The following is an 18,749-nucleotide window of genomic DNA, read 5'->3' as shown; positions in this document are numbered from 1 at the left end:
TTCTTCCCCGATATAGGCTGCACCACCGCATCGCCCCGGCCCGGACACACCACAACCGTGCTGGATCCGCCCCCCCCAAGCAGCGCCGTCCTCCTGACATCCGTCCAATTCGGCACGCGCACCCTGCACGCCCTCCAGGAAGCACTCGCCGACCAGCAAGTCGCCGTATTTACCAACGCCATTCCCCAACGCCAGCAAATCAAAGCGCCGTGGGGAACAAACCCGACCTGGCCGTGGCACGGCTACAACGGCGCCATCAACGAACTGAAGGAACAGATCCAGTGACCACCAACCCCATGAGTCCGCGCTGCCCCCGTATCTCGAACACCGACGCCCGGGCAGTGTTCGCACCACCGACCGACGAACGGGTGAAGCTGACGATCCGCATCAGCGAAAACCCCCACAGAGACCTCTATATTCAGTTCGCATCGACGACATCAGCGTCAATGAACTCCTCGTCGGCCTGATCACCAACTATCTCGCCGACACACCCGGTCACCGCCAGTAGCCACCGAACTGCCCAAGGTCACCTGTAAACAAACCGGCGGTCCTCCATTTCTCACGGTTCACACCGCGCCCGGAGTCATCCACCGCAGCGAACAAACACGCCCCTGCAACGACGAGACTCAGCGTCGCAAGGTAGATCTCCCGCCGCGTCGACAAGTAGGCCGCCAGCGCGAACCCACCCTGCGCCACGAAGCTAGTCATGTTCATTACGGGAAGCGCCGTCATTGGCAGTCGCTTCAGCTTCCCCATCTGCGACGGTGTCGTCATTGTCCGGTTCTTCCTCGGGCCGACACAGTGCCCACGCCTCAGAGACCACCCCCGTCGCTCGACGCCCAGCCAGTCAGCGATCGACGCATTTGACTCGCTGATTTCGCGGAGCTCCACGACCGCCTCGCCGAGCTTGATCATCGCATCTTCATGCGCGGCCACGGCGGAAAACGCCGACCCCAGCGCCGCCTCCATCCGCTTCTGGTGGGCAGCTTCCACCCGCATTGCCTCACGCGCCCGCTGTCTGGCAACAGTCAACCGCGACACCTTCTTCTTCACCTTTTCCGTCATGGCCCCGACACTAAGCCGACCCCAAACCTCACACAACACCCCCAGCAGCCGCTGGGCCAGCTCGCACGCTCGCAGTCCCAGAAAAACCCCAAAAGAGCCGTACACAGTATGCACTCGTAGTGAGATCGGGTGTTGATGTGTACGCTAAGCGGTGCACGCGGGTACTGGCTACCAGTACTTGCCGCACTCGGTTGCGACCAACGACGCACCGTCCCAGGCCGACGCCCTGGCCGGCTGCTACCAGGCCAAGGGCACTCCCCAGGCCGCTGGATCGGACGCGGATTGACCGGGTTCAACTCCGAGTCCGTCGTCGCCGACCGCGTCATCGACGAGGCGCAGATGGCCACACTCTACGGCGAGGGCATCCACCCCGAGGCTGATGAGATGACCGCCGTCAACCCCGACAATAGTGACTATCTGATCGGCCGGCAGTTCGCGATCTACACCAACGACATTCCCCTTGTTGAACGCGTTGCGCGACGCGGAAAAGCGCTTCAAACACGTTCATGGCCACCGCCCAACCGATGCCGACCGCTCCGAGATGGCGCAGAAGGTTGGCCGGAAGTTCTACGAGGAAGCCACCGGCTACACGCACGCGCCCGGTACCGCTGTCACGGCATGGGTCAACCAGCAGAAGAACCAAGTGCGCCAGGCAGTCGCCGGCTACGACTTCACCTTCTCCCCCACCAAGTCAATCAGTGTGCTGTGGGCGCTGGCCGACGAGGACACCGCGAACGCGATCTCCCGCTGCCACCACGACGCCGTCGCTGACACTTTGCGTTGGGTCGAGGACAACGTTGCACGCACTCGACGAGGTGCAGGAGGCATCGAACAAGTCGCAACCCGTGGACTCAACGCCGCCGAGTTCACGCACTTCGACACCCGCACCAGTGATCCGGATCTGCACTCGCACGTGCTGATCTCCAACAAGGTGCAGTCCGAGGATAGGTCATGGAAGGCGCTCGACGGGCAGCCGATCTTCGCACACCATTAGACGTTTTCCGCGCCCTACGACGTCGCTATCCAAGATCTTCTCGCCGAGCGGTTGGGCCTGGAGTTCGTTGCGTCACCGCGCGAGGCGGGCAAGGCGCCGGTCTAGGAGGTCGCCGGAGTCCCGCAGGAATTGATCACCTATTATCAATGCGGCGGGCACTGGCACGCCCGGTCTACGAACGAATGGTCGCCGAATACACCGAACGCTACGGCACCGCGCCGTCGAACCTGGCGGCCAAGGAGATGTGGCAGACCGCGATCCTGGAAACCCGTGACGCGAAGAAGCCAGCGGAATTGTTGGCGGATTTGCGCGCGCAGTCGGCCGAGGAAGTCACCAAGCACCATCGAGGTGATAAACTTCTCGATGCTGTCGATGCCGTCGCGCATGGCTCCGCGAAGGCGCAATGCCCGCTGTTCTCCATCGACGATCATGCAGCTGATTTGGCGGAACGTATCGTCTCGCAGGTCACGGACGGCTGCCCGGTTTTCCGCCGCAGCCACATCGACACCGCCATTTCCACTGCACTGAAGGGCTTTCGTTTCGGCGCCGTCGACCGCGACACCGCACACTCCGCCGTCATGGATTCGATCTTTGACTCGTGGGCGATCGACTTGTCAGCCGACGAGTTGGCCAGACTTCCGGCCGCGCTGCGCGCTGACGATGGACGCGAGATCGACCACCGGCTCAACTCCGAGCAGTTCACCACCGCCGCCATTCTCGACTCCGAAGTCCGCGCGCTCGACGCGGTCGAGGAGCCGACCGTAATCTTCACCAGCGCCGACGCGATCGATCGCGCGCTCGCCGAGCACACCCGCTCCGAGGGGTTCTCGCTCAACAGTGGACAGGAGGAACTCGCCGGTCACCTGCTCACGTGTGGCACCGTGGCAGCCACTGGTGTCGGCCCGGCAGGAACCGGCAAGACGACGTCGATGAAGAATGTCGCCGACGTATGGCGCGACTCCGGTCACAACCTGATCGGCTTGGTACCGTCGGCCGCAGCTGCCCGAGTGTTGTCCGACGACATCGGTTCGCAGGCCACCACGATCGACTCGCTGACTCATACGTGGCTGGGAAACAACCCGAACAAGCTCGGCCAAGATCCCGCAGAGCTGCCCATCGAAATCAAACCCGGCGATATACTGCTCGTCGACGATGCCGACATGGCGTCGACGAATCACCTCGCGGCGCTGATCGACATCGCCCACCACGCGGACGCGGTCGTGCGTTTCATCGGCGATCCGATGCAGCTCGACGCCGTCGACGGCGGCGGATTGTTCAACGCGATGTGCCGCCGCTCGCCCACCGTCGAGCTGTCGGAGGTCATGCGTTTTGCCAAGGGCCGTGACACAGAACAGGCTGCCGCGAGCCTGACGATCCGCAACCGCGACGCCTCCGGTGTCGCGCTGTACGACGCGCGCGGGTGGGTCAGCGGCGAGCGCCGCGAAGCGATGATCATCGAAGCCGTAGACGCGTACCTCGCCGACCTTGACGTCGGCCGCAGCGCGTTGATCATCGCTCCGACCAATCATGACGTCGACACGATCAACGAAATGATCCGCGCCCACCACATAGACTCCGGGGCCGTCGACACCAGCCGCGAAGTGACACTGGCTCGCAGCGACGTTGCCGGCGTCGACGACACGATTATCTGCCGAACCAACACCGTCTTCCGCCCCAACATCGACGGCGTTGCCAGCCGCGTGATCAACGGCAACATCGATGACCATCGAGGCGATCATGGACGACGGAAGCGTCGCCGTGCGCGAAACGAAGTCCGGAGGCCGCCAGGTGCTGCCCGCCTCCTACATCGCGTCGTCGACGCACCTCGGGTACGGGGCGACCGTGCACCGATTGTAGGGCGCGACCACCGACGTAACCCACGCGATCATCGATGACTCGGTCGACCGGGGCCGGACTGTACGTGGCCACGACGCGCGGCAAGCGCGAGAACCGGATCTACTCGATGTGCGAAACCCCGCTCGACGAGCACGCCGAGGACAGCCGCTACCACCTGACGGGCAACCCCGGGGCACCGACGCCGACCGAGGTTGTGCAGCCGCCGCCCGCGACCGCCGTCAGGTCGCGGCCACCGAGACGCTGCCCGATAACGCCGACGTCATCCAGTCCCCCGAGCGCCTGCGCGCGCTGTACCGCCACGGCATCAATATCGCGATCGGCCGGTTCATTAATGACGATCTTCCCGATCTCCTCGATCGGCTCCCGCAGACGTGGGCGAAGAAGATTGGTGAGGGGCCAGTCTATCCGCGCGGCGTGGCTCGACGCGCTGGCCTCCGGGGCCGATCCCCGCACAGTCATGGACGAGGCGACTACGGGAATTGGCGACGCCGTCGACTTCGGTCTCATCGCCTTACAGATTCGCCACATGACGAATATTGACAAGGGTTCATCCCCCTTTCCGCCCCTCCTCCGACGACGATCGGGCCTGACCGCCAGCTCGACGCTTGGCTGAAACCGACAGATACGTCGCTCCTGGCCCCACAAACCAGCCCGCACCTGCCCCGACACCTGAACCCGAGGCCGAGTCGGTCGCAAAGGTCGCGCCGCCCGCCGCCCCCGGCATGCCGACCGCATTCGCGGAAGCGATGGCTAACATGACGGCGCACGTGAGCAACCGTCTCGCCACCTCCTCGACGGAGGTCGCCGACACGGAGAAGCAACTGCACCGCAACGCGTCCGACCGACAGACCGGCCGCGAGCTGTAACGGCCCAACCGCCTTCACGCACCCAAGCTCCGCTGCTCAGCACTTTCGGGTGCCCTTCACTCGCCGTCTTTTACCCTGACCGTAGAATGTCACGTAAACGACCGATACAGCACACACGAAAAGGGACGCTGGGGATGACAGGCACGGCACAAGTCTACGCTCTTCACAAGGGTGATGTTCGAGAGGCCTACGCGACGTGGCCATCTCCGTCGTGCATCATCAGCGACGGCGCCTACGGCGTGCGAGGATTCCACGGAGATACCACCGACGAGGACGGACTCGTCGAATGGTACCGGCCACATATCGAGCAGTGGACTGCCGTTTCCGAGCCTGGCACAGCGTTGTGGTTTTGGGGCACTGAAGTTGGTTGGGCGACCGTGCATCCCGAGCTGAAGCGCCAGGGCTGGGAATACATTCAGACAGTGATCTGGGATAAGGGAATCAGCCACATCGCTGGCAACGTCAACGGGAAAACGATCCGTCAGTTCCCCGTCGTCACCGAAGTGTGTGCCCTGTACCAACGCAAGTTCGAGGTCGAAGTAGACGGAAAGCGGCTTGATGCACAGGCCTGGCTGCGTCATGAGTGGCAGCGCTCAGGGTTACCTTTGTACCTCGCCAACGAAGCGTGCGGAGTCAAGAACGCTGCTACGCGTAAGTACCTGACAGCCGATTGGCTTTGGTACTGGCCGCCGGGGCACGCGGTCGAGGCTATGGCGGAGTACTGCACGCAACACGGCTTCGAGAGTGGTCGGCCCTACTTCAGCATAGATAGCTTGACATCAGTGACTGCGGAACGGTGGGATCGGATGCGCCACCGCTGGAATCACGTTCATGGACTGACAAATGTGTGGAGCCGTCCGCCCCTGCATGACAGCGAGCGAATGAAGGGCTCCTTGCGACGTTCTGCTCCGCGCGTGTACCGCCCAACGAAGGCCAGTACTACACACCTCAACCAAAAACCCTTGGAACTAATGGAGCGGCTAGTGCATGCGGCTACCAACCCTGGGGATGTTGTGTGGGAACCTTTTGGAGGTCTTGGAACTGGCGCGGTCGCCGCTGTCGCCACAGGGCGGCAAGCATACGTCGCTGAAATTGACCCGTACTTTGCCGAGCTTGCAGCCGAGCGACTGTTGATGGCGGCAAATACGAGTGACCCGACGCACGAAGAAGACTTGTTAACGCAAATAGCTTCCAGCAGACCATCTATACGAGAGGCTCGCCATGCCTAACCAGATGGAATCAAACTCGCATAATAATAAACCCACACGACCTGAACTAGCCCCGAGCGATCGCTACAGGGGTCTAGTTCAAGGGGTTCGCGCTGCACTTATGGCACTACCTGGCGAATTCGAGTTCGAGCACCCCGTGAGCGGCGTTGCGGCAACCGATCTATTCAGCCTGAACACCTTTTTGGGGGCCGGAATCGAGTTGGAGGTCGTCCGCACCCTCAATACACTGCGGCCAATTTGGGATCCAGACTCAAAATGGACGACGTATCGGTTCGAACGGTCTGGGCAAGCATTCCCCGATGTTCGCCTCGTTGACCAATCCGCAAACAGTGAAACGCCGATCGCTCTAGGCATTGAGCTTAAGGGGTGGTGGATGCTGGCCAAGGAAGGCGTCCCCTCACTCCGGTATGTGGTGTCCGCCGATGCATGTACTCCCTACGACCTCGTTTGCGTCGTGCCCTGGTATCTTAACAGTGCAGTGAGCGGAAAAGTCCAGGTCGCGGAGCCGTGGATCGAATCTGCGAAGTATGCGGCAGAGTGGCGAGACTATTGGTGGACCAACTTACGTTCCACCGATAAAGATACGGCTCTGCGTCAGCCCGCGGGGGCTAAGCCATACCCCACAAAGGCTGATCAGGTCAGTGTCCATCCAGTCGATGATGGGGGCGGAAACTTCGGTCGTCTTCCCCGATCGCGCCCGCTCATGGATGAATTCATCTCGCAGACGATGAACGTCCCAATTCTGGGCATTAGAACCCAAGCGTGGGTGGACTTTCTTAATCTGCACAAGAATGGGGCCGCGTCAGAAGATGCGGTAATTGAAACGCTCCAGAAGAATCTGGAAAGCCGTGACAAGAAGGTAGCCCCAGAAGTTGCGGCCGCGATCTTACGCCACCTCGACGAGCTGCGCGAGCTGATGAAATGACAGTCTGATACGCACAGATCAGATAAACAGCACGACTGTTTACCAGACAATCAGCACGAAACCCGAAGACCACATGCTTCGATTGGGCGCACACGGCCACAGTCGTGGACACGAATCCTGTTCGTCCCTTCAGGGTTTCCGTCACAGTTCCAGACTCTGCGGCTGGTCGAGCACCCCGGGCCGCATCAGCGCCGAAGCCGGCCTCCACGGACGCTCCAGCGCCCGCCACCGACTGCCGCCCGCCACCGACTGCTTAGCCAGATCCGCAGATGGGTCGCGGACGAAGTCGCCGACCTCCACGGCCGCAGCCACCGCATCGACCGCCGCCTCGGTCTGCGACAAGTCCTCCACCACCTCGGCAGACGTCAACGCCGTACCGTCCCGATACTTCTCAACCTCCCGGCCTGCCTCCCCCATCTTCGAGACCTGAAGATCAAGAGTATCGTCCAAACCGCCGGCGACGGCATCCCACGACTCCATCACCGACAGCGTCCCGACGAGCCCCATGGCCACGCGATCGTCGACGTCCTGGATCTGCGCATCATCCATCTGCCCCGACTCATAGCACTGACGGCATTCTTCCTGCGCGGCCCGGCTCCATGGCGCGCGGCGGAACACCGCCTGATGGGCCTTCTCCAGGCCCGTCTTCGTCGAGCGGCGCACCACCACGCACCACGGGTGCTCATCGGTGCCTGGCCACGTCTGGCCGGCATCGCCCATCGGCTCCCACACGTGCGAGAGACTCGTCACGCCCGCATCTCCATGGGCATCCACCAGCCACACCGCCGGCGCCGTCTGCCAGGTATCAGCGAGAACCAACGGTTCATCGGCCACAGGGAGCATGGCGTCGGCCCGCAGATTCACCCGGCGCAGCGGCATGCCTCCCCCACCTCGACGAGACAGCGAAATGGCCTAGGTTCCCATCAGTCACAACCTCCCGATCAGCGACATCGCACCGGAGTCGAACGCGGGAATCGCCGCCGAAATCGTCCCGATCGACGCCAACCCGAGGCCCGGCAGCGCCTGGCCCGTGATGTCACCGATCGCCGCCAGCGCCCAGTCCGTCGCCACATCCGTCGAGCTGCGGCCGTCAGCCGTCACCGGCGTCGAGGCATACGCGCCCGAGCCGATCGACTTCCACGACGCTGCCTAGACGGCAACGTCGGCCAGTCCCGCATCACCCATACCGGCGGCCTTGATCTCGTCGAAAACGCGAGCAGCAACACCGGTGGCTGTCGCCGGGGTGATGATCTTCAGCGACGCCTGTGCAAGCTTCGAGGCGACCACCGGCACCGCCGCTAGCGGATCAGCGGCGCCAGCCGCAGCGATCTGCGCCAGGTTCGTCGGTGTGATGACCTCTTTGGCGAACGTGATGCCAGCCGCCAGCGCCATGACGCCGAGCTGGAAACCAGCGGTGACCAGGCAAGTACCCATCTCACCGAGATCGCCATTGGGCCGCTCGGTCTCGGCGGCGAGCCGGCCGATCATCGTCTCGTCGGACGTTTCCGTACGCGCGATCTCAAAGCCGTTCGGCCCGAAGGACAAGTCATCGGCGAGCGTTTCCACGCCACCAAGGACAACCGCCGGGCCGAGAGTATCGGTGACCCGCATCAGCGACCCCAGCGGGTCGTTAAGGTCGATCTGGGAGGTGCCGTTGGCGATCAGAGTGCACAGTGGCGAGCCTTCAGGAATCGTACACGTAGAGTCCCCATCCAGGCACCAAAAACCGCGCGATCAGACAGGGCAGCGAAGCCGCTCGGGTCAGCCTTGCCGGCGGCCGCGTCGGTCAGTGTCGCCACACCGGCACCGGCAGGCGCCGACGTCGAAGTACTGTCGTCAGTGGTGGCCCCACCGAAGTCCCGAGCTCCGACACGTTGTCGCCCGAGGTACCAGGGGCTGACGCCCCGTTGGCGACAGTTGGCTGCGATTCGCTACTGGTATGTTCAGAGAACATCGCCAGGCCCGCGACCTTGTCCGCGGGGATAGCCCCCTGACCGGAACCGATCTTCTTGCCCACCGCAGACGCGACGTGGGTGCCCTGCGGGTAGCCGATGATAATGACCTGCGTGTCCGGGTACGTGTCGTTGATGTCGGTCAGAACGCCCTCGGTCTTGTCGATGGCAGCAACCACCGCTTCGTCGTATTCGCCGGTGTCCGGCCCGGTCACCACGCCGGGGATGAACACCCCGGTGCGCGGAGCATCGAAGTCAATGAAGGTGCGACCCACGTTGTCGTCGCCGACAGCGGCCACAGTCTCGGTGGCCTCCGGTTCGGAGTCGAACTGCGCGGGTTCTGCCGCTTCCGACGCCGTCGCGGAAGTTTGCGTGGCCACGTCGCCGGAGGCCTCCTCGGTCGAGGCCGACTCGTCCCACAGGCTCGCGCCGGTGTCTTCGGGCGTCGTCGGCGTTGCTGCCGCCTCTCCCCACAGCTCATCGCCGATCGACGACGAAGTCTCCGTCGACGAGCCCTCTCCGACTACAGCGCGTCCGACTCGGACGGCTCGGCGGTCGGCTCATCCTTGTCGGCCGCAAAACCGAACGAGGGGTCAGTCAGGGTATCGGTATTGGCGGTATCCATCACGTCGTTGGACACCGTCGACAGGAACCCACTGTCCTCCGCACCGGCAGCGGAGTCCTGGGCGGAGTTGATCAGGCTCATCTGCACCGCTGGGTATGCCTGTCCCCGGAGGCAGTCTCGGACGACACCGAAGGCGCCGCAGCAGCAGCTGGCGCGATGGCCGCAACCAGCACACCGGCACTGAGTATCGACACAGTCGATGCGAATGATCGCTTCATACGTGTTCTCTCTTTCATTCCCGGGCAGAGACCGACATCAGCTGCCACTAGCCAGCCATCTTCTCACCCCGAATGGTCTGCGGATACGTGGTGACCTCACCGGCCGGATCGGTCACCGTCAGATCGATGTCCACCGTCTGCCCCAATTCGGGCCGCATGACCGCGCACCAGCTCACGCCGTTAGGCGCCGCCTTGGGCAGCACCGTTTCCCAGTCCGTCGCGGCCAAACCGGAACCGGCCGCAACGGTGTCCAGGACGCCGTCGGCGTCCTGGGAGTAGTAGACGGTCTCGAATACCACAATGGCCCCGCGCAGCGAGCTGGACGCCTCGGCGTCGATGTCGACCTGCGCACCGGTGGCAGCGAAGTCTCCGGTCACTCCCACCGCCCGGTCAGCACTCACCAGGCTCCCACTAGGTGATGCTGACAACTCCACGGCAGCCGGCTGTGGCGGCGCTTCGTCGTCGCCGCCCACGCCCAGCACCAGCGCTGCGATGCCGATACCGCCGATGCCCACTCCGCACGCAACCATCAGCGCCATCGTCGGAATGCTGATCGTCGACGTCTTCGCCGATGCCTGTGGTGCGACGACCCGGCGCCGCACCACAGGTTTGACCGGCCTGTCGACGTCGATCGGACGAAACACCGCCGTCGGGGTGTCGTCGAACTGGTCAAACCATGACTTAGCCATGATGACCTACTAGGCCTCGTCGATGGCGACGGTCACCGTGGTTCCGGCAGCAGTCTGCGATGCCTCCACCGGCACCATCGAGGAATTCTGCCCAGTCGCCGCGCTCCGGCTGCCGGCCGACCATAACCAGCGAACCCAGTTTCACGACCTCCGATTGCACGTCCGATTCGTCGTAGTAGGTCTGGTAACCCAGCGTCGACACCCCATAGAACGCCAACTCCAAAACGTCACAGGACGATGGTTCCGGCCCAAGTCCCAAAATCCACTCCCACAGGGGTTTACGTGCCATCACAGCCTTTCCATCCCGAAACCATATCCCGGCGAGAACCGTCGGCGAACGCCACGGCCCAGCCAATGCTCTCCCCCACGGCGGGGCAATCGCTCAATCACGGCGCCTCGGCGAATGCACCCGGCCACCCCACACGCCGTGAGCGCGGGAGGCCGGATCAGCCGCGTAGTCGGTGCGCATCTGACGGAGCGGAAACCCCGGCAAACGTCCTGGGCGATCCTGTGGCGCGATATGCGATCAGCATGCGTATCGCCTTCAATGTGGAAATACCAGGTCGATGCCAGTAGCTCAGAGACCACACACGCCCCGCCACGCAGGTCTGGCAGATCAGCCAAATCGACGAACGCCCCGAGCAGGCTGTCCCACCACTGGCCACGCCACCACTAACTGCGCACCACCGTGTCGGTTCCAGACGCTGTGCCCATGCGCCCCTCCGATCCGACCGACGTCCAACCGGGTAGACGAGAAACTGCTCGACGCCGACGGCCTCAGCGAACGCAAACAGCCCTGCTGCCGCACGTGGGTCACCCTCAGCACGCGCCGCGTTGTGGGCGATCGCCAGCACCCCGAGATCCAGATCGGACGCCGTCACTGCACGACCGCCCGGAACCACAACTCGCCAGCGCCCCGTACTCGCACTGGCACTCGCTGAGCTGCCACGTGGGGCAGCTGCCACCGACACATCGTCACACAGCCGGCCATGAGCAGCCCGCCGAGGTGCGCACCGTCGCCAGCAGTGCGCGTGCTGCGAGCGTCTCCCGGATTCGCGTCTCGCTCCACCCGCCGGCCGCCAGCCGCTCACGCAGAGCCGTGGCCACGCGGGCGACGTCACCGCCCGGAAGGGCCTGTATCTGCTCGGGAAGCACCGAGCGCACCAGCAGCCAGTCGCCGTCCCCGCCGGCGGCTCAACGACGCCGACGAACGCGCCAGCGTCCAAGGTCGGCGATTCCGCATTCGGAAGATCCGCCAGTGGGGGGTGGAGGGGTGGGGGTTCTTCTGGTGGTTCTTCTATATACTGGACACCCGTCTCCGGTATGGCTGCACCATTTGTCCGGTACGGCCCGACCAGCTGAAACGCGATGGGCGGCAGCCTTCTTCGGCGCCCCATCAGGCGTCCACATCTTGCCGACGGACAGCCGGTAAACCGACGAGAGCCGCATCGCGCGACCAGCGCCTCGCTGCGCCCAGCGGTGCCCAACATCGACCAGTCCCTGCTCCTGAAGCCACGTCAGATGCCGACGCACCGAACGCTCGCTCGCACCCGAGCCGCGATCCGCTCCTGCGATGAGCAGCATGTACCGTCCGTCGGCATAGTCGGCAAAGGGAACCATAACGAGTGTGGGGCAGGCAGGCAGCTCCTTGAGTTCATCGAGAACCCACAGCATCGCGCGAATACTCATGCCGACCCCCAGCGAAGAGACGCGGATAACGGGTTGGCAGGAGCAAGCGGCGAGGGTAATCTGGCGCCAGCACGAAATGAACGCCCCACCATTGGCTGAAGCCTGCTGATTCTGGAACTGTTTCGTGGGGCCGTCTCCACTGCATTGGAGGCGACCCCACTTTCACGCCCAAAAGGTGCCATCACCGACCACTCCCCGCATCGGGAGCTATCATCAGGGCCTCGATAGTTGCCACTGGAATTCGTCATTGCTCGGACAGCAGTCGAACGGCCCCGTCCAGCCGCCCTCATTTGCATCAGTTCTGAACAGATCGCAACGAGGTTCCCGGCAGCAACTCCGCCGCCTCTTTCACTGACACCCATGAATCGTCGGCCGCAATCGCTAACGCCTCACGTAAGCTCATGCTCAAAAGTGAATCACACGCATGGAATTGCGTCACACGTTATCTCTTGCGCTTCTTACGTCTTATACTAGTGTTTGGCCCAGGACATCATCCAAGCAGGTCAAGGCACTTGAGACACAACCCCTTATGGCAGACGAGCGCGTTGGGATCAAGGTGAACGAACTCCCCTTCCTAAGCCGAGCAACGCGCCGTCAGCTAGCTGAAGCCCTCGGCGTTTCAGCGGCAACAGCCAGTCGAAAGGTTCGCGGTGAAATCGCGTGGTCGCTCTCCGACCTTTACGCCACGGCCGACTTCTTCGGCGTCGACATCACCGAACTACTCCACCGTCACGCGTCTTCCCCCAAGCACGACGAACCCCCTCTCCCGAAGGAGAGGGGGTTCGTGTACGTGGTAGCGGGGGCAGGATTTGAACCTACGACCTCTGGGTTATGAGCCCAGCGAGCTACCGAGCTGCTCCACCCCGCGTCGGGTGCTACGTACTGACACCGTGCCGGGAAACTTTCTTTCGTTTGCTCCCTGGCAACGTTGAGTTACTTTACATAGCTTCCCGATGAACGTCCAATCGACGCTTTGAACTGCGAAAATGAGAGAAGCGGCGAACCCGGTTGATGGGGCTCACCGCTTCAGTCATCCGTCAGGAGTCTGCACCTGCGGAATCTTCCGGGGTACTGTCCCCGGATTCCTCTGAGCGGGTGTCCGCGTTACCCGCACTGTTCTGCAGCCGCTGGTACTCGGCGACCGCACGATCGAGTCGGTCGAGGGCCCGACCGTACTTTTCGTGGGAATCATTCTTGGCGTCGTTCAGCCCCTTGAGTGCCTCGGAGACACGGTTCATCGCCTCGTTGAGGTCCGCTGCCGGAACGCCCGCGGGGGTCGGTGGTGTGGATTCTCCGCCGCCGCCGGACTCACCACCGGCGGGCGTCTTCTCGACGCTGTCCGGCAGGTCCGTGGCTTCCTCGACGTCCGCGGCGGAACGCGGATCGATACCCACCTGGCTCAGCGCCTCAGCGATGGTCGGTGCGTAACCGACCTGGCCGTTGTAGTTCACGAGCACACGCAGCAGTTTCGGGAAGGCGGAGTCCTGATCCTTGCGCTGGGTGTAGATCGGCTCGACGTAGAGGATCTCTCCCCCACCGACGGGCAGGGTCAGGAGGTTACCGTTCTTGATGTCGTTCGTGCCCTGCCACAGTGAGCGGTCCCGGGCGACCTGGTCGGAGGACATCATCGTGTCCTGTGCCTGAGCCGGGCCGAGGGTCTGGGTCTGGGTTGGCAGAACCCGAACGGTGATTTTGCCGAAGTTGTCCGGGTCGGAGGACACGGACATGTGTGCGGCGAGGAACTGACGCTCCAGGCCACGGAACGGGGTGATCAACTGGAATCCGGCTTCCCGGGTCTCGGGATCGGCTGCGACGACGTAGTACGGGGGCTGATTGACGCCTTCAACCCCCTTGGAGGCGTTCGGGTCGCTGGGAACGGACCAGAAGTCATCGGCGGTGAAGAAAACGCGGGCGTCATCGACGTGGTACTTCGCGATGATCTCGCGCTGAACCTTGAACAGATCCTCCGGGTAGCGGAGGTGTTCACGAAGATCGTCCGAGATCTCGTTCTTCGGCTTCACGGTGCCGGGGAACACTCCTTCCCATGCCTTGAGCACCGGGTCGGATTCGTCGAATTCATAGAGTTCGACGGTGCCGTCGTAGGCATCGACGACAGCCTTCACCGAGTTGCGGATGTAGCCGACCTGGTCGGTGAGGAGACGCTGGTTCGTGCCGCTGGCGTTCAGCGAGTCACGTGTCACCTCGGTGAGTGTGGTGCGCTGGGCGTAGGGCAAGCTCGTGAGGGTGGTGTAGCCGTCGACGATCCACTTGATGCGCCCGTCGATGACGGTGGGATAGGTGGTGGAGTCGGTGGTCAGCCAGGGGGCGACCTTCTCCACACGCGAGCGGGGGTCACGTTCAAAGATGATCTTCGCGTTACCGTCGATCCGATCGCTCAGGAGCAGTTTCATCTCCTGGTAGCGCAGCGCGAAAGCCGCACGGTTGACGGGGTTTCCGATGGAGACGCCACCGGATCCGGTGTAGGTGTAGCTCTGACCGTCGGCGTCATATTCAAGCGCCTCACCGTTGGGGCCTTTCGCCCCGACGATGGCGTAGTCGCTCGACTCCGGACCGGAGGCGATGACGGGGCCGAAGTAGACACGGGGCTCGGTAACCTCGATACCGAGCTTCTCCGCCTCCTCGTTCTCGGCGCGGCGCTGAAGGCTCTGCAGGTCGCTCACGGTGTAGACGGGGTAGCCACCGCGGGTGGATCCGACATCGCGGGCCACCTCGTCGACCTTGTTCGCGGGGGCGGCCACGAGGCCGTTGCCGTGGGTGAAGAACGTGTGCCGGTTGATCCAGTCCCGCTGGTTGCCCTTCAGTGAGTTCGGGTCGATCTCGCGGGCCGCGACGACGTAGTCACGGAGCTCGCCGTCGACGGTGTAGCGGTCGATGTTGAGCTTGTTCGGGAAGCCGTAGAAGTTCTTGAGCTGCTGCTGCTGGGTGAATGTGTCAGAGAGGATCTGCGGGTCGAGCAGGCGGATGTTCGACAGCGTGGCGACATCATCCGCGACGGATTCCTCCGAGGCTCCCTCCGCCCCCCAGTTGGAGACATAGGTGACCTCGTCATCCGTGACGCCGTAGGCGTAGCGGGTGGCCTCGATGTTCCGGGCGATGTACTTCGATTCCTTCTCGGCGCGGTTCGGTGCGACGGAGAACTGTTCGATGGCCATCGGCCAGGCAGTTCCTATGATCAGCGCGGACAGTACCATGAGTCCCGTCGCCAGCGCCGGGATGCGCAGGTCCCGGAGGACGACCGCGGAGAAGAAGGCCACCGCGACGAAGGCGGCAATGACCATGAGGAGGATCTTCGCGGGCAGAATAGCGTTGATGTCCGTGTAGGAACCACCGTAGAAGGAGCTGCCCTGGATTCCGCTGTGCTGCACGCTGAGCAGGTCGTAGCGGTCGAGCCAGTAGCCTGCAACATGCAGCAGCATCCACAGCCCTGCGGTGACGGCGAGCTGGATGCGGGCCGGGTTGGACATGCTCCCCCGCTCCGAGAAACCGTTGGTTCCCACCCGGATTCCACCGAGCAGGTAGTGCCCAACGAGAGCCACCAGGAACGCGACGATGAGTAGTGAGGACAGTGATCCCACAACCAACCTGAGCATCGGGAGAGTGAAGGCGTAGAAGCCGTAGTCTCGGTTGAACTGCGGATCGCTCACCCCGAACGGCGAACCGTTGAGGAACAGGGATACGGTCGTCCAATTCGCCTGGCCCACCACTCCGGCGAGGACACCGACGAAGAGCGGGACACCGAGCAGGACGCGCTTGAGTGACTGCTCGATAGCGGCACGGTAAGCGCGGATCGGGTTATCCGGATCAAAATTGAAACCATCGGTGATGTCTTTGGGGCGGTACTTGAATGCCAGGAACCCCGCGAGCCACACGATGAACGCGGCAACAGCCCCGAACACGAGGAACAGGATGATCCGGGTGAACAGGACGCGGGTGAACACACCCCGGAAGTCAACCTCGGAGAACCAGAGCCAGTCGGTGTAGTAACCGACGAGCATCGGGGCAACGAAGACGAACAGAGTAATGGTGAAAATGATTCCGCTGACTACCCGTGGGGGTCGTTTGAACGGCTTCTGGGGGCTAAGGCCGCTAGACAAGCCAACTCCTTTAATTAACGTGCGCGTGACGGATAGTATTCAACAGTACTTTCTTTTTCCTTATCCGAGACAAACGGGAGCATCCATCTCCATGCCAGTGACACCGGAGTCCCCCCGCACCCAGCAGGCCCTCAACAAGGCCATGATGGAGGCGGTCGAGCACGTCCACGCCGAAGGTTGGGATTCCTCCCCCATTCTCTTCGCCCTCGTCGAGACATCGACGCTCATCGACGAAGTTGGGGTGGTTGACCTCGTGGAGGATGATGCCCCACTGACCCTGGTACAGCAGGAGGCACTGCCTCCGCACATCGAGGGCGGTTCCGATGAGCTCGGTGACTTCATTTCGAGACTCGCGTGGCCCGAGCAGGTCACGGGGGTCATCCTGGCGCAGGAGATCCTCTTCCGTGACACGGCGGGAACCGACCCGGAGGATACCGAACCGGGTGGTGGTGGCCTGATCGAGGCGAAACCCGCGAGATTATTCTCGGGGGTGCTTCGCAGCGGTGAAGAGCTGACTCTACTGCAGTTGCGCCCCACCGAGGAGGAACTCGCGGCAGCGGGGCCCTTCGCGGAGGATGAGATCAGCCTGCGCGGGGGGCCGGGCGTCGCTCCCGGCGTCATCGCCGCCCTTCACTACACTTTCGAGCAGCAGGTCATCGACTGAACCCATGAGCGATCCGACCGGTGCACCCGCCCCCACGACGAGGAACACACTGATGTCCGTCACCGCCCCGCCCATGTTCCACTCCGTCCGTGGTCTCCGAGCCACTGCCGTGCTCGCGGCCACGTTGGTTCTCTCCGCCTGCACCGCGACCGGTGGAAACCCCACTGAGAACCCCGAACCTGTGTCCACCACCCGGGATGAGAACACCTCGGTGACAGTGACAACACCAGCGTCCTCCGTACTGGCGTCTGAATCAGGATCCTCCACCCCGGTGACAAGTAGCTCACGCACAACGACGAGTCCTGAACGAAGCCCCCGGAAACTGCCCCGTAGCGTCCAGGATGCCTATGAGCACTTCGGCAGCCTCGCTCCACGATCACTATTCGAGAAGTTCGACTCCTGCATGCCGAACGGTGTCGCCGACTCTTCGGCGTGCTCCGGCGAAGAGGTCGGGCAGTTCCAGTTCTTCGACAACGACAGCAAGGCCGCCTCCACGACCCAGTTGCTGACCGAACTGCGCAGCGCCCGGATCGTGCAGGACGACGGGGACGTCATCGTCGGCTGGTCCAGTATCGGTACCGTGGCGATCATCACCGTGGTGGATAATGCACGCGGCGTCGTCCTGCAGCAGATGATATCCACCGATGAGCAGGACCCACGGGAGCGCATCCTCGAACTCGGACTCGCGAGACGCGCCACGACGACAACGAGCGCCCCTTCGGTCACGGCATCAACGGAAACCGGTGAGAGCTCACCCGTACCCGCCACCAGCCGTGTCTCCGACTAGTCGGAGAGCTGATCCTCACAGGTGACGGCACTACCCGGGTGAGCGTCGTACGCGGCCATCTGGTCAATCGCATCAGAGAGACTGTCGACCTTCAGCACCGTCATCTCACCGTGATCACGGCTGACCGCCTCCGCACAGTTCGCCGTCGGCGCGAGGAACACCTCCGCCCCGGCGTCCCGGGCGGCACGGACCTTGTGCACGATCCCACCGATGGGCCCCACCGTACCGTCCGCGTCGATGGTCCCGGTTCCGGCCACGAAACGACCACCGTTGAGAAGTCCGGGGCTGAGCTTGTCCACGACGGCGAGACTGAACATCATTCCGGCACTCGGCCCCCCGATATCATCCAGATTGAACGTGACGGTGACCCCATCTGCCGGTGTGACTTCCATCAACACCCCCAGCAGGGGCACATCGGAGTCCTCGCCGTGGCTGCCGAGGGTGAGATCAAGAGTCTCCGGGCGACCCTCGCGGACAACATCAAGTCTTATCTGATCTCCCGGGGACTTTTCGAGCACGAGTTCCCGTACCTCTGCGGGCTGGGTAACCTCCCTGCCATCGACGGCCCGGATGACGTCCCCTTCCCGTACGACACCGTCGGCTGCGGAATCGGGTGAGGTACCGAGTACACGGACCTCCACTGGGCGATCGAGGTAGTCCATGGCAGCGATCGTCGCCGCGGCCTCCGAGTCGGAGAACTGAACCTCATTGCGTTCCGTGATCTCTTCCAGGGTCGTTCCCGGTGGAATGAAGTGGCTGATGGGCACGAGGGTGTCCTCTGACAACCAGCGCCGCACCGCTTGCGCGAACGTCATCCCTGTCCGGACCTCCACCGTCGTCATGTTGAGGTTGCCTTCGGTCTCATCGAGATCGGCACCAACGACATCAACAACCTCCACGCCCCGATACTCACCGAGAGTGTTGAATGTGGGCCCCGGCCCCTCCGCGGCGTAGGGGACGGTCAGATCGATCCCTGTCCCCGGGACATGATCCGCCATAGCGAGGAAGGTCAGCACGACCACGGGGAGAGCTCCGGCCAGAACGGTGCTTGTTCGTCGATTCACGCCTCCCAAC

The 18,749-nt window shown here is 63.1% G+C and carries 23 protein-coding genes, 1 tRNA gene and 1 pseudogene; 10 read left to right on the top strand and 15 right to left on the bottom strand.

Going from position 1 to position 18,749, the window contains the following annotated elements:
• Positions 1 to 57 precede the first annotated feature (57 nt).
• Both QWU43_RS08545 and QWU43_RS08540 read left to right on the top strand, forming a co-directional pair.
• Positions 58 to 285 (top strand): hypothetical protein, encoded by a 228-nt coding sequence (locus QWU43_RS08545; RefSeq protein ID WP_370917597.1) that lies wholly within the window; start codon positions 58 to 60, stop codon positions 283 to 285.
• Complete coding sequence (locus QWU43_RS08540; protein ID WP_370917596.1) at positions 282 to 467, top strand: hypothetical protein; 186 nt, start codon at positions 282 to 284, stop codon at positions 465 to 467. Before QWU43_RS08545 ends, QWU43_RS08540 begins: the two co-directional genes overlap by 4 nt.
• Before the next feature lie 28 nt (positions 468 to 495).
• Here the strand turns inward: QWU43_RS08540 and QWU43_RS08535 are convergent, their stop codons facing one another.
• Together QWU43_RS08535 and QWU43_RS08530 are read right to left on the bottom strand one after the other, a co-directional pair.
• Positions 496 to 1,065 (bottom strand): hypothetical protein, encoded by a 570-nt coding sequence (locus QWU43_RS08535; protein ID WP_370917595.1) that lies wholly within the window; start codon positions 1,063 to 1,065, stop codon positions 496 to 498.
• A gap of 237 nt (positions 1,066 to 1,302) precedes the next feature.
• Positions 1,303 to 1,563 (bottom strand): hypothetical protein, encoded by a 261-nt coding sequence (locus QWU43_RS08530; RefSeq protein WP_370917594.1) that lies wholly within the window; start codon positions 1,561 to 1,563, stop codon positions 1,303 to 1,305.
• Between the two features lie 43 nt (positions 1,564 to 1,606).
• Here QWU43_RS08530 and mobF point away from each other — a divergent pair, with 43 nt between their 5' ends.
• Together mobF and QWU43_RS08520 are read left to right on the top strand one after the other, a co-directional pair.
• Entirely contained in the window at positions 1,607 to 2,059 is a 453-nt protein-coding gene (gene mobF, locus QWU43_RS08525) for a MobF family relaxase (RefSeq protein WP_370917593.1), read from the top strand.
• Between the two features lie 182 nt (positions 2,060 to 2,241).
• Positions 2,242 to 3,954, top strand: coding sequence for an AAA family ATPase (locus QWU43_RS08520; RefSeq protein WP_370917592.1), 1,713 nt, complete (start codon positions 2,242 to 2,244; stop codon positions 3,952 to 3,954).
• A 109-nt stretch (positions 3,955 to 4,063) separates the two neighbouring features.
• Here the strand turns inward: QWU43_RS08520 and QWU43_RS08515 are convergent, their stop codons facing one another.
• Entirely contained in the window at positions 4,064 to 4,423 is a 360-nt protein-coding gene (locus QWU43_RS08515; protein ID WP_370917591.1) for a hypothetical protein, read from the bottom strand.
• A gap of 98 nt (positions 4,424 to 4,521) precedes the next feature.
• Here QWU43_RS08515 and QWU43_RS08510 point away from each other — a divergent pair, with 98 nt between their 5' ends.
• The 3 genes from QWU43_RS08510 to QWU43_RS08500 all read left to right on the top strand — a co-directional run bounded on the left by QWU43_RS08510 (position 4,522) and on the right by QWU43_RS08500 (position 6,936).
• A complete protein-coding gene (locus QWU43_RS08510) occupies positions 4,522 to 4,782 on the top strand; it encodes a hypothetical protein (RefSeq protein WP_370917590.1) in 261 nt (86 codons plus the stop codon).
• A gap of 134 nt (positions 4,783 to 4,916) precedes the next feature.
• Positions 4,917 to 6,011, top strand: coding sequence for a DNA methyltransferase (locus QWU43_RS08505; RefSeq protein ID WP_370917589.1), 1,095 nt, complete (start codon positions 4,917 to 4,919; stop codon positions 6,009 to 6,011).
• Positions 6,012 to 6,111: 100 nt separating this feature from the next.
• A complete protein-coding gene (locus tag QWU43_RS08500; RefSeq protein ID WP_370917588.1) occupies positions 6,112 to 6,936 on the top strand; it encodes a hypothetical protein in 825 nt (274 codons plus the stop codon).
• Between the two features lie 141 nt (positions 6,937 to 7,077).
• Here the strand turns inward: QWU43_RS08500 and QWU43_RS08495 are convergent, their stop codons facing one another.
• The 9 genes from QWU43_RS08495 to QWU43_RS08455 form a co-directional block, all read right to left on the bottom strand.
• Entirely contained in the window at positions 7,078 to 7,815 is a 738-nt protein-coding gene (locus tag QWU43_RS08495; RefSeq protein ID WP_370917587.1) for a hypothetical protein, read from the bottom strand.
• Positions 7,816 to 7,863: 48 nt separating this feature from the next.
• Positions 7,864 to 8,037: a hypothetical protein gene (locus QWU43_RS08490; RefSeq protein ID WP_370917586.1), complete on the bottom strand. Its 174-nt coding sequence runs from the start codon at positions 8,035 to 8,037 to the stop codon at positions 7,864 to 7,866.
• A 48-nt stretch (positions 8,038 to 8,085) separates the two neighbouring features.
• The gene (locus QWU43_RS08485; protein ID WP_370917585.1) at positions 8,086 to 8,547 is read right to left on the bottom strand and encodes a hypothetical protein; all 462 of its coding nucleotides are present in this window, start codon (positions 8,545 to 8,547) and stop codon (positions 8,086 to 8,088) included.
• A gap of 175 nt (positions 8,548 to 8,722) precedes the next feature.
• A complete protein-coding gene (locus tag QWU43_RS08480) occupies positions 8,723 to 9,268 on the bottom strand; it encodes a cutinase family protein (protein WP_370917584.1) in 546 nt (181 codons plus the stop codon).
• A gap of 143 nt (positions 9,269 to 9,411) precedes the next feature.
• Positions 9,412 to 9,594 (bottom strand): hypothetical protein, encoded by a 183-nt coding sequence (locus QWU43_RS08475; RefSeq protein ID WP_370917583.1) that lies wholly within the window; start codon positions 9,592 to 9,594, stop codon positions 9,412 to 9,414.
• A 184-nt stretch (positions 9,595 to 9,778) separates the two neighbouring features.
• A complete protein-coding gene (locus QWU43_RS08470; protein ID WP_370917582.1) occupies positions 9,779 to 10,420 on the bottom strand; it encodes a hypothetical protein in 642 nt (213 codons plus the stop codon).
• Positions 10,413 to 10,709 carry a hypothetical protein gene (locus QWU43_RS08465; protein WP_370917581.1) on the bottom strand — a complete coding sequence of 99 codons (297 nt, stop codon included), beginning with the start codon at positions 10,707 to 10,709 and terminating at the stop codon, positions 10,413 to 10,415. Before QWU43_RS08465 ends, QWU43_RS08470 begins: the two co-directional genes overlap by 8 nt.
• Before the next feature lie 157 nt (positions 10,710 to 10,866).
• A complete protein-coding gene (locus QWU43_RS08460; protein ID WP_370917580.1) occupies positions 10,867 to 11,385 on the bottom strand; it encodes a hypothetical protein in 519 nt (172 codons plus the stop codon).
• Between the two features lie 229 nt (positions 11,386 to 11,614).
• On the bottom strand, positions 11,615 to 12,109 hold the full coding sequence (locus QWU43_RS08455) for a hypothetical protein (RefSeq protein WP_370917579.1): 495 nt from the start codon (positions 12,107 to 12,109) through the stop codon (positions 11,615 to 11,617).
• A gap of 424 nt (positions 12,110 to 12,533) precedes the next feature.
• Here QWU43_RS08455 and QWU43_RS08450 point away from each other — a divergent pair, with 424 nt between their 5' ends.
• Positions 12,534 to 12,944, top strand: coding sequence for a helix-turn-helix domain-containing protein (locus QWU43_RS08450; RefSeq protein WP_370917636.1), 411 nt, complete (start codon positions 12,534 to 12,536; stop codon positions 12,942 to 12,944).
• Here the strand turns inward: QWU43_RS08450 and QWU43_RS08445 are convergent.
• Together QWU43_RS08445 and QWU43_RS08440 are read right to left on the bottom strand one after the other, a co-directional pair.
• Positions 12,901 to 12,977, bottom strand: a tRNA-Met gene (locus QWU43_RS08445). The genes QWU43_RS08450 and QWU43_RS08445 overlap by 44 nt on opposite strands.
• 244 nt (positions 12,978 to 13,221) lie before the next feature.
• Positions 13,222 to 16,224, bottom strand: a pseudogene (locus QWU43_RS08440) (UPF0182 family protein); the annotation flags it as partial.
• A 91-nt stretch (positions 16,225 to 16,315) separates the two neighbouring features.
• Between QWU43_RS08440 and QWU43_RS08435 the strand changes: the two are divergent.
• Both QWU43_RS08435 and QWU43_RS08430 read left to right on the top strand, forming a co-directional pair.
• Positions 16,316 to 16,888: a PPA1309 family protein gene (locus QWU43_RS08435; protein WP_370914357.1), complete on the top strand. Its 573-nt coding sequence runs from the start codon at positions 16,316 to 16,318 to the stop codon at positions 16,886 to 16,888.
• 4 nt (positions 16,889 to 16,892) lie between these two features.
• Positions 16,893 to 17,675 carry a hypothetical protein gene (locus tag QWU43_RS08430; protein ID WP_370917578.1) on the top strand — a complete coding sequence of 261 codons (783 nt, stop codon included), beginning with the start codon at positions 16,893 to 16,895 and terminating at the stop codon, positions 17,673 to 17,675.
• Here QWU43_RS08430 and QWU43_RS08425 read toward each other — a convergent pair.
• Positions 17,672 to 18,739: a PDZ domain-containing protein gene (locus QWU43_RS08425; RefSeq protein WP_370917577.1), complete on the bottom strand. Its 1,068-nt coding sequence runs from the start codon at positions 18,737 to 18,739 to the stop codon at positions 17,672 to 17,674. The genes QWU43_RS08430 and QWU43_RS08425 overlap by 4 nt on opposite strands.
• Between the last annotated feature and the right edge of the window lie 10 nt (positions 18,740 to 18,749).

It is taken from the genome of Corynebacterium sp. CCM 9204 (assembly GCF_041357695.1).
Taxonomy (GTDB): domain Bacteria; phylum Actinomycetota; class Actinomycetes; order Mycobacteriales; family Mycobacteriaceae; genus Corynebacterium.
Note: the sequence above shows the minus strand (reverse complement) of the source record. Positions and strands in the feature narration are given on the sequence as shown.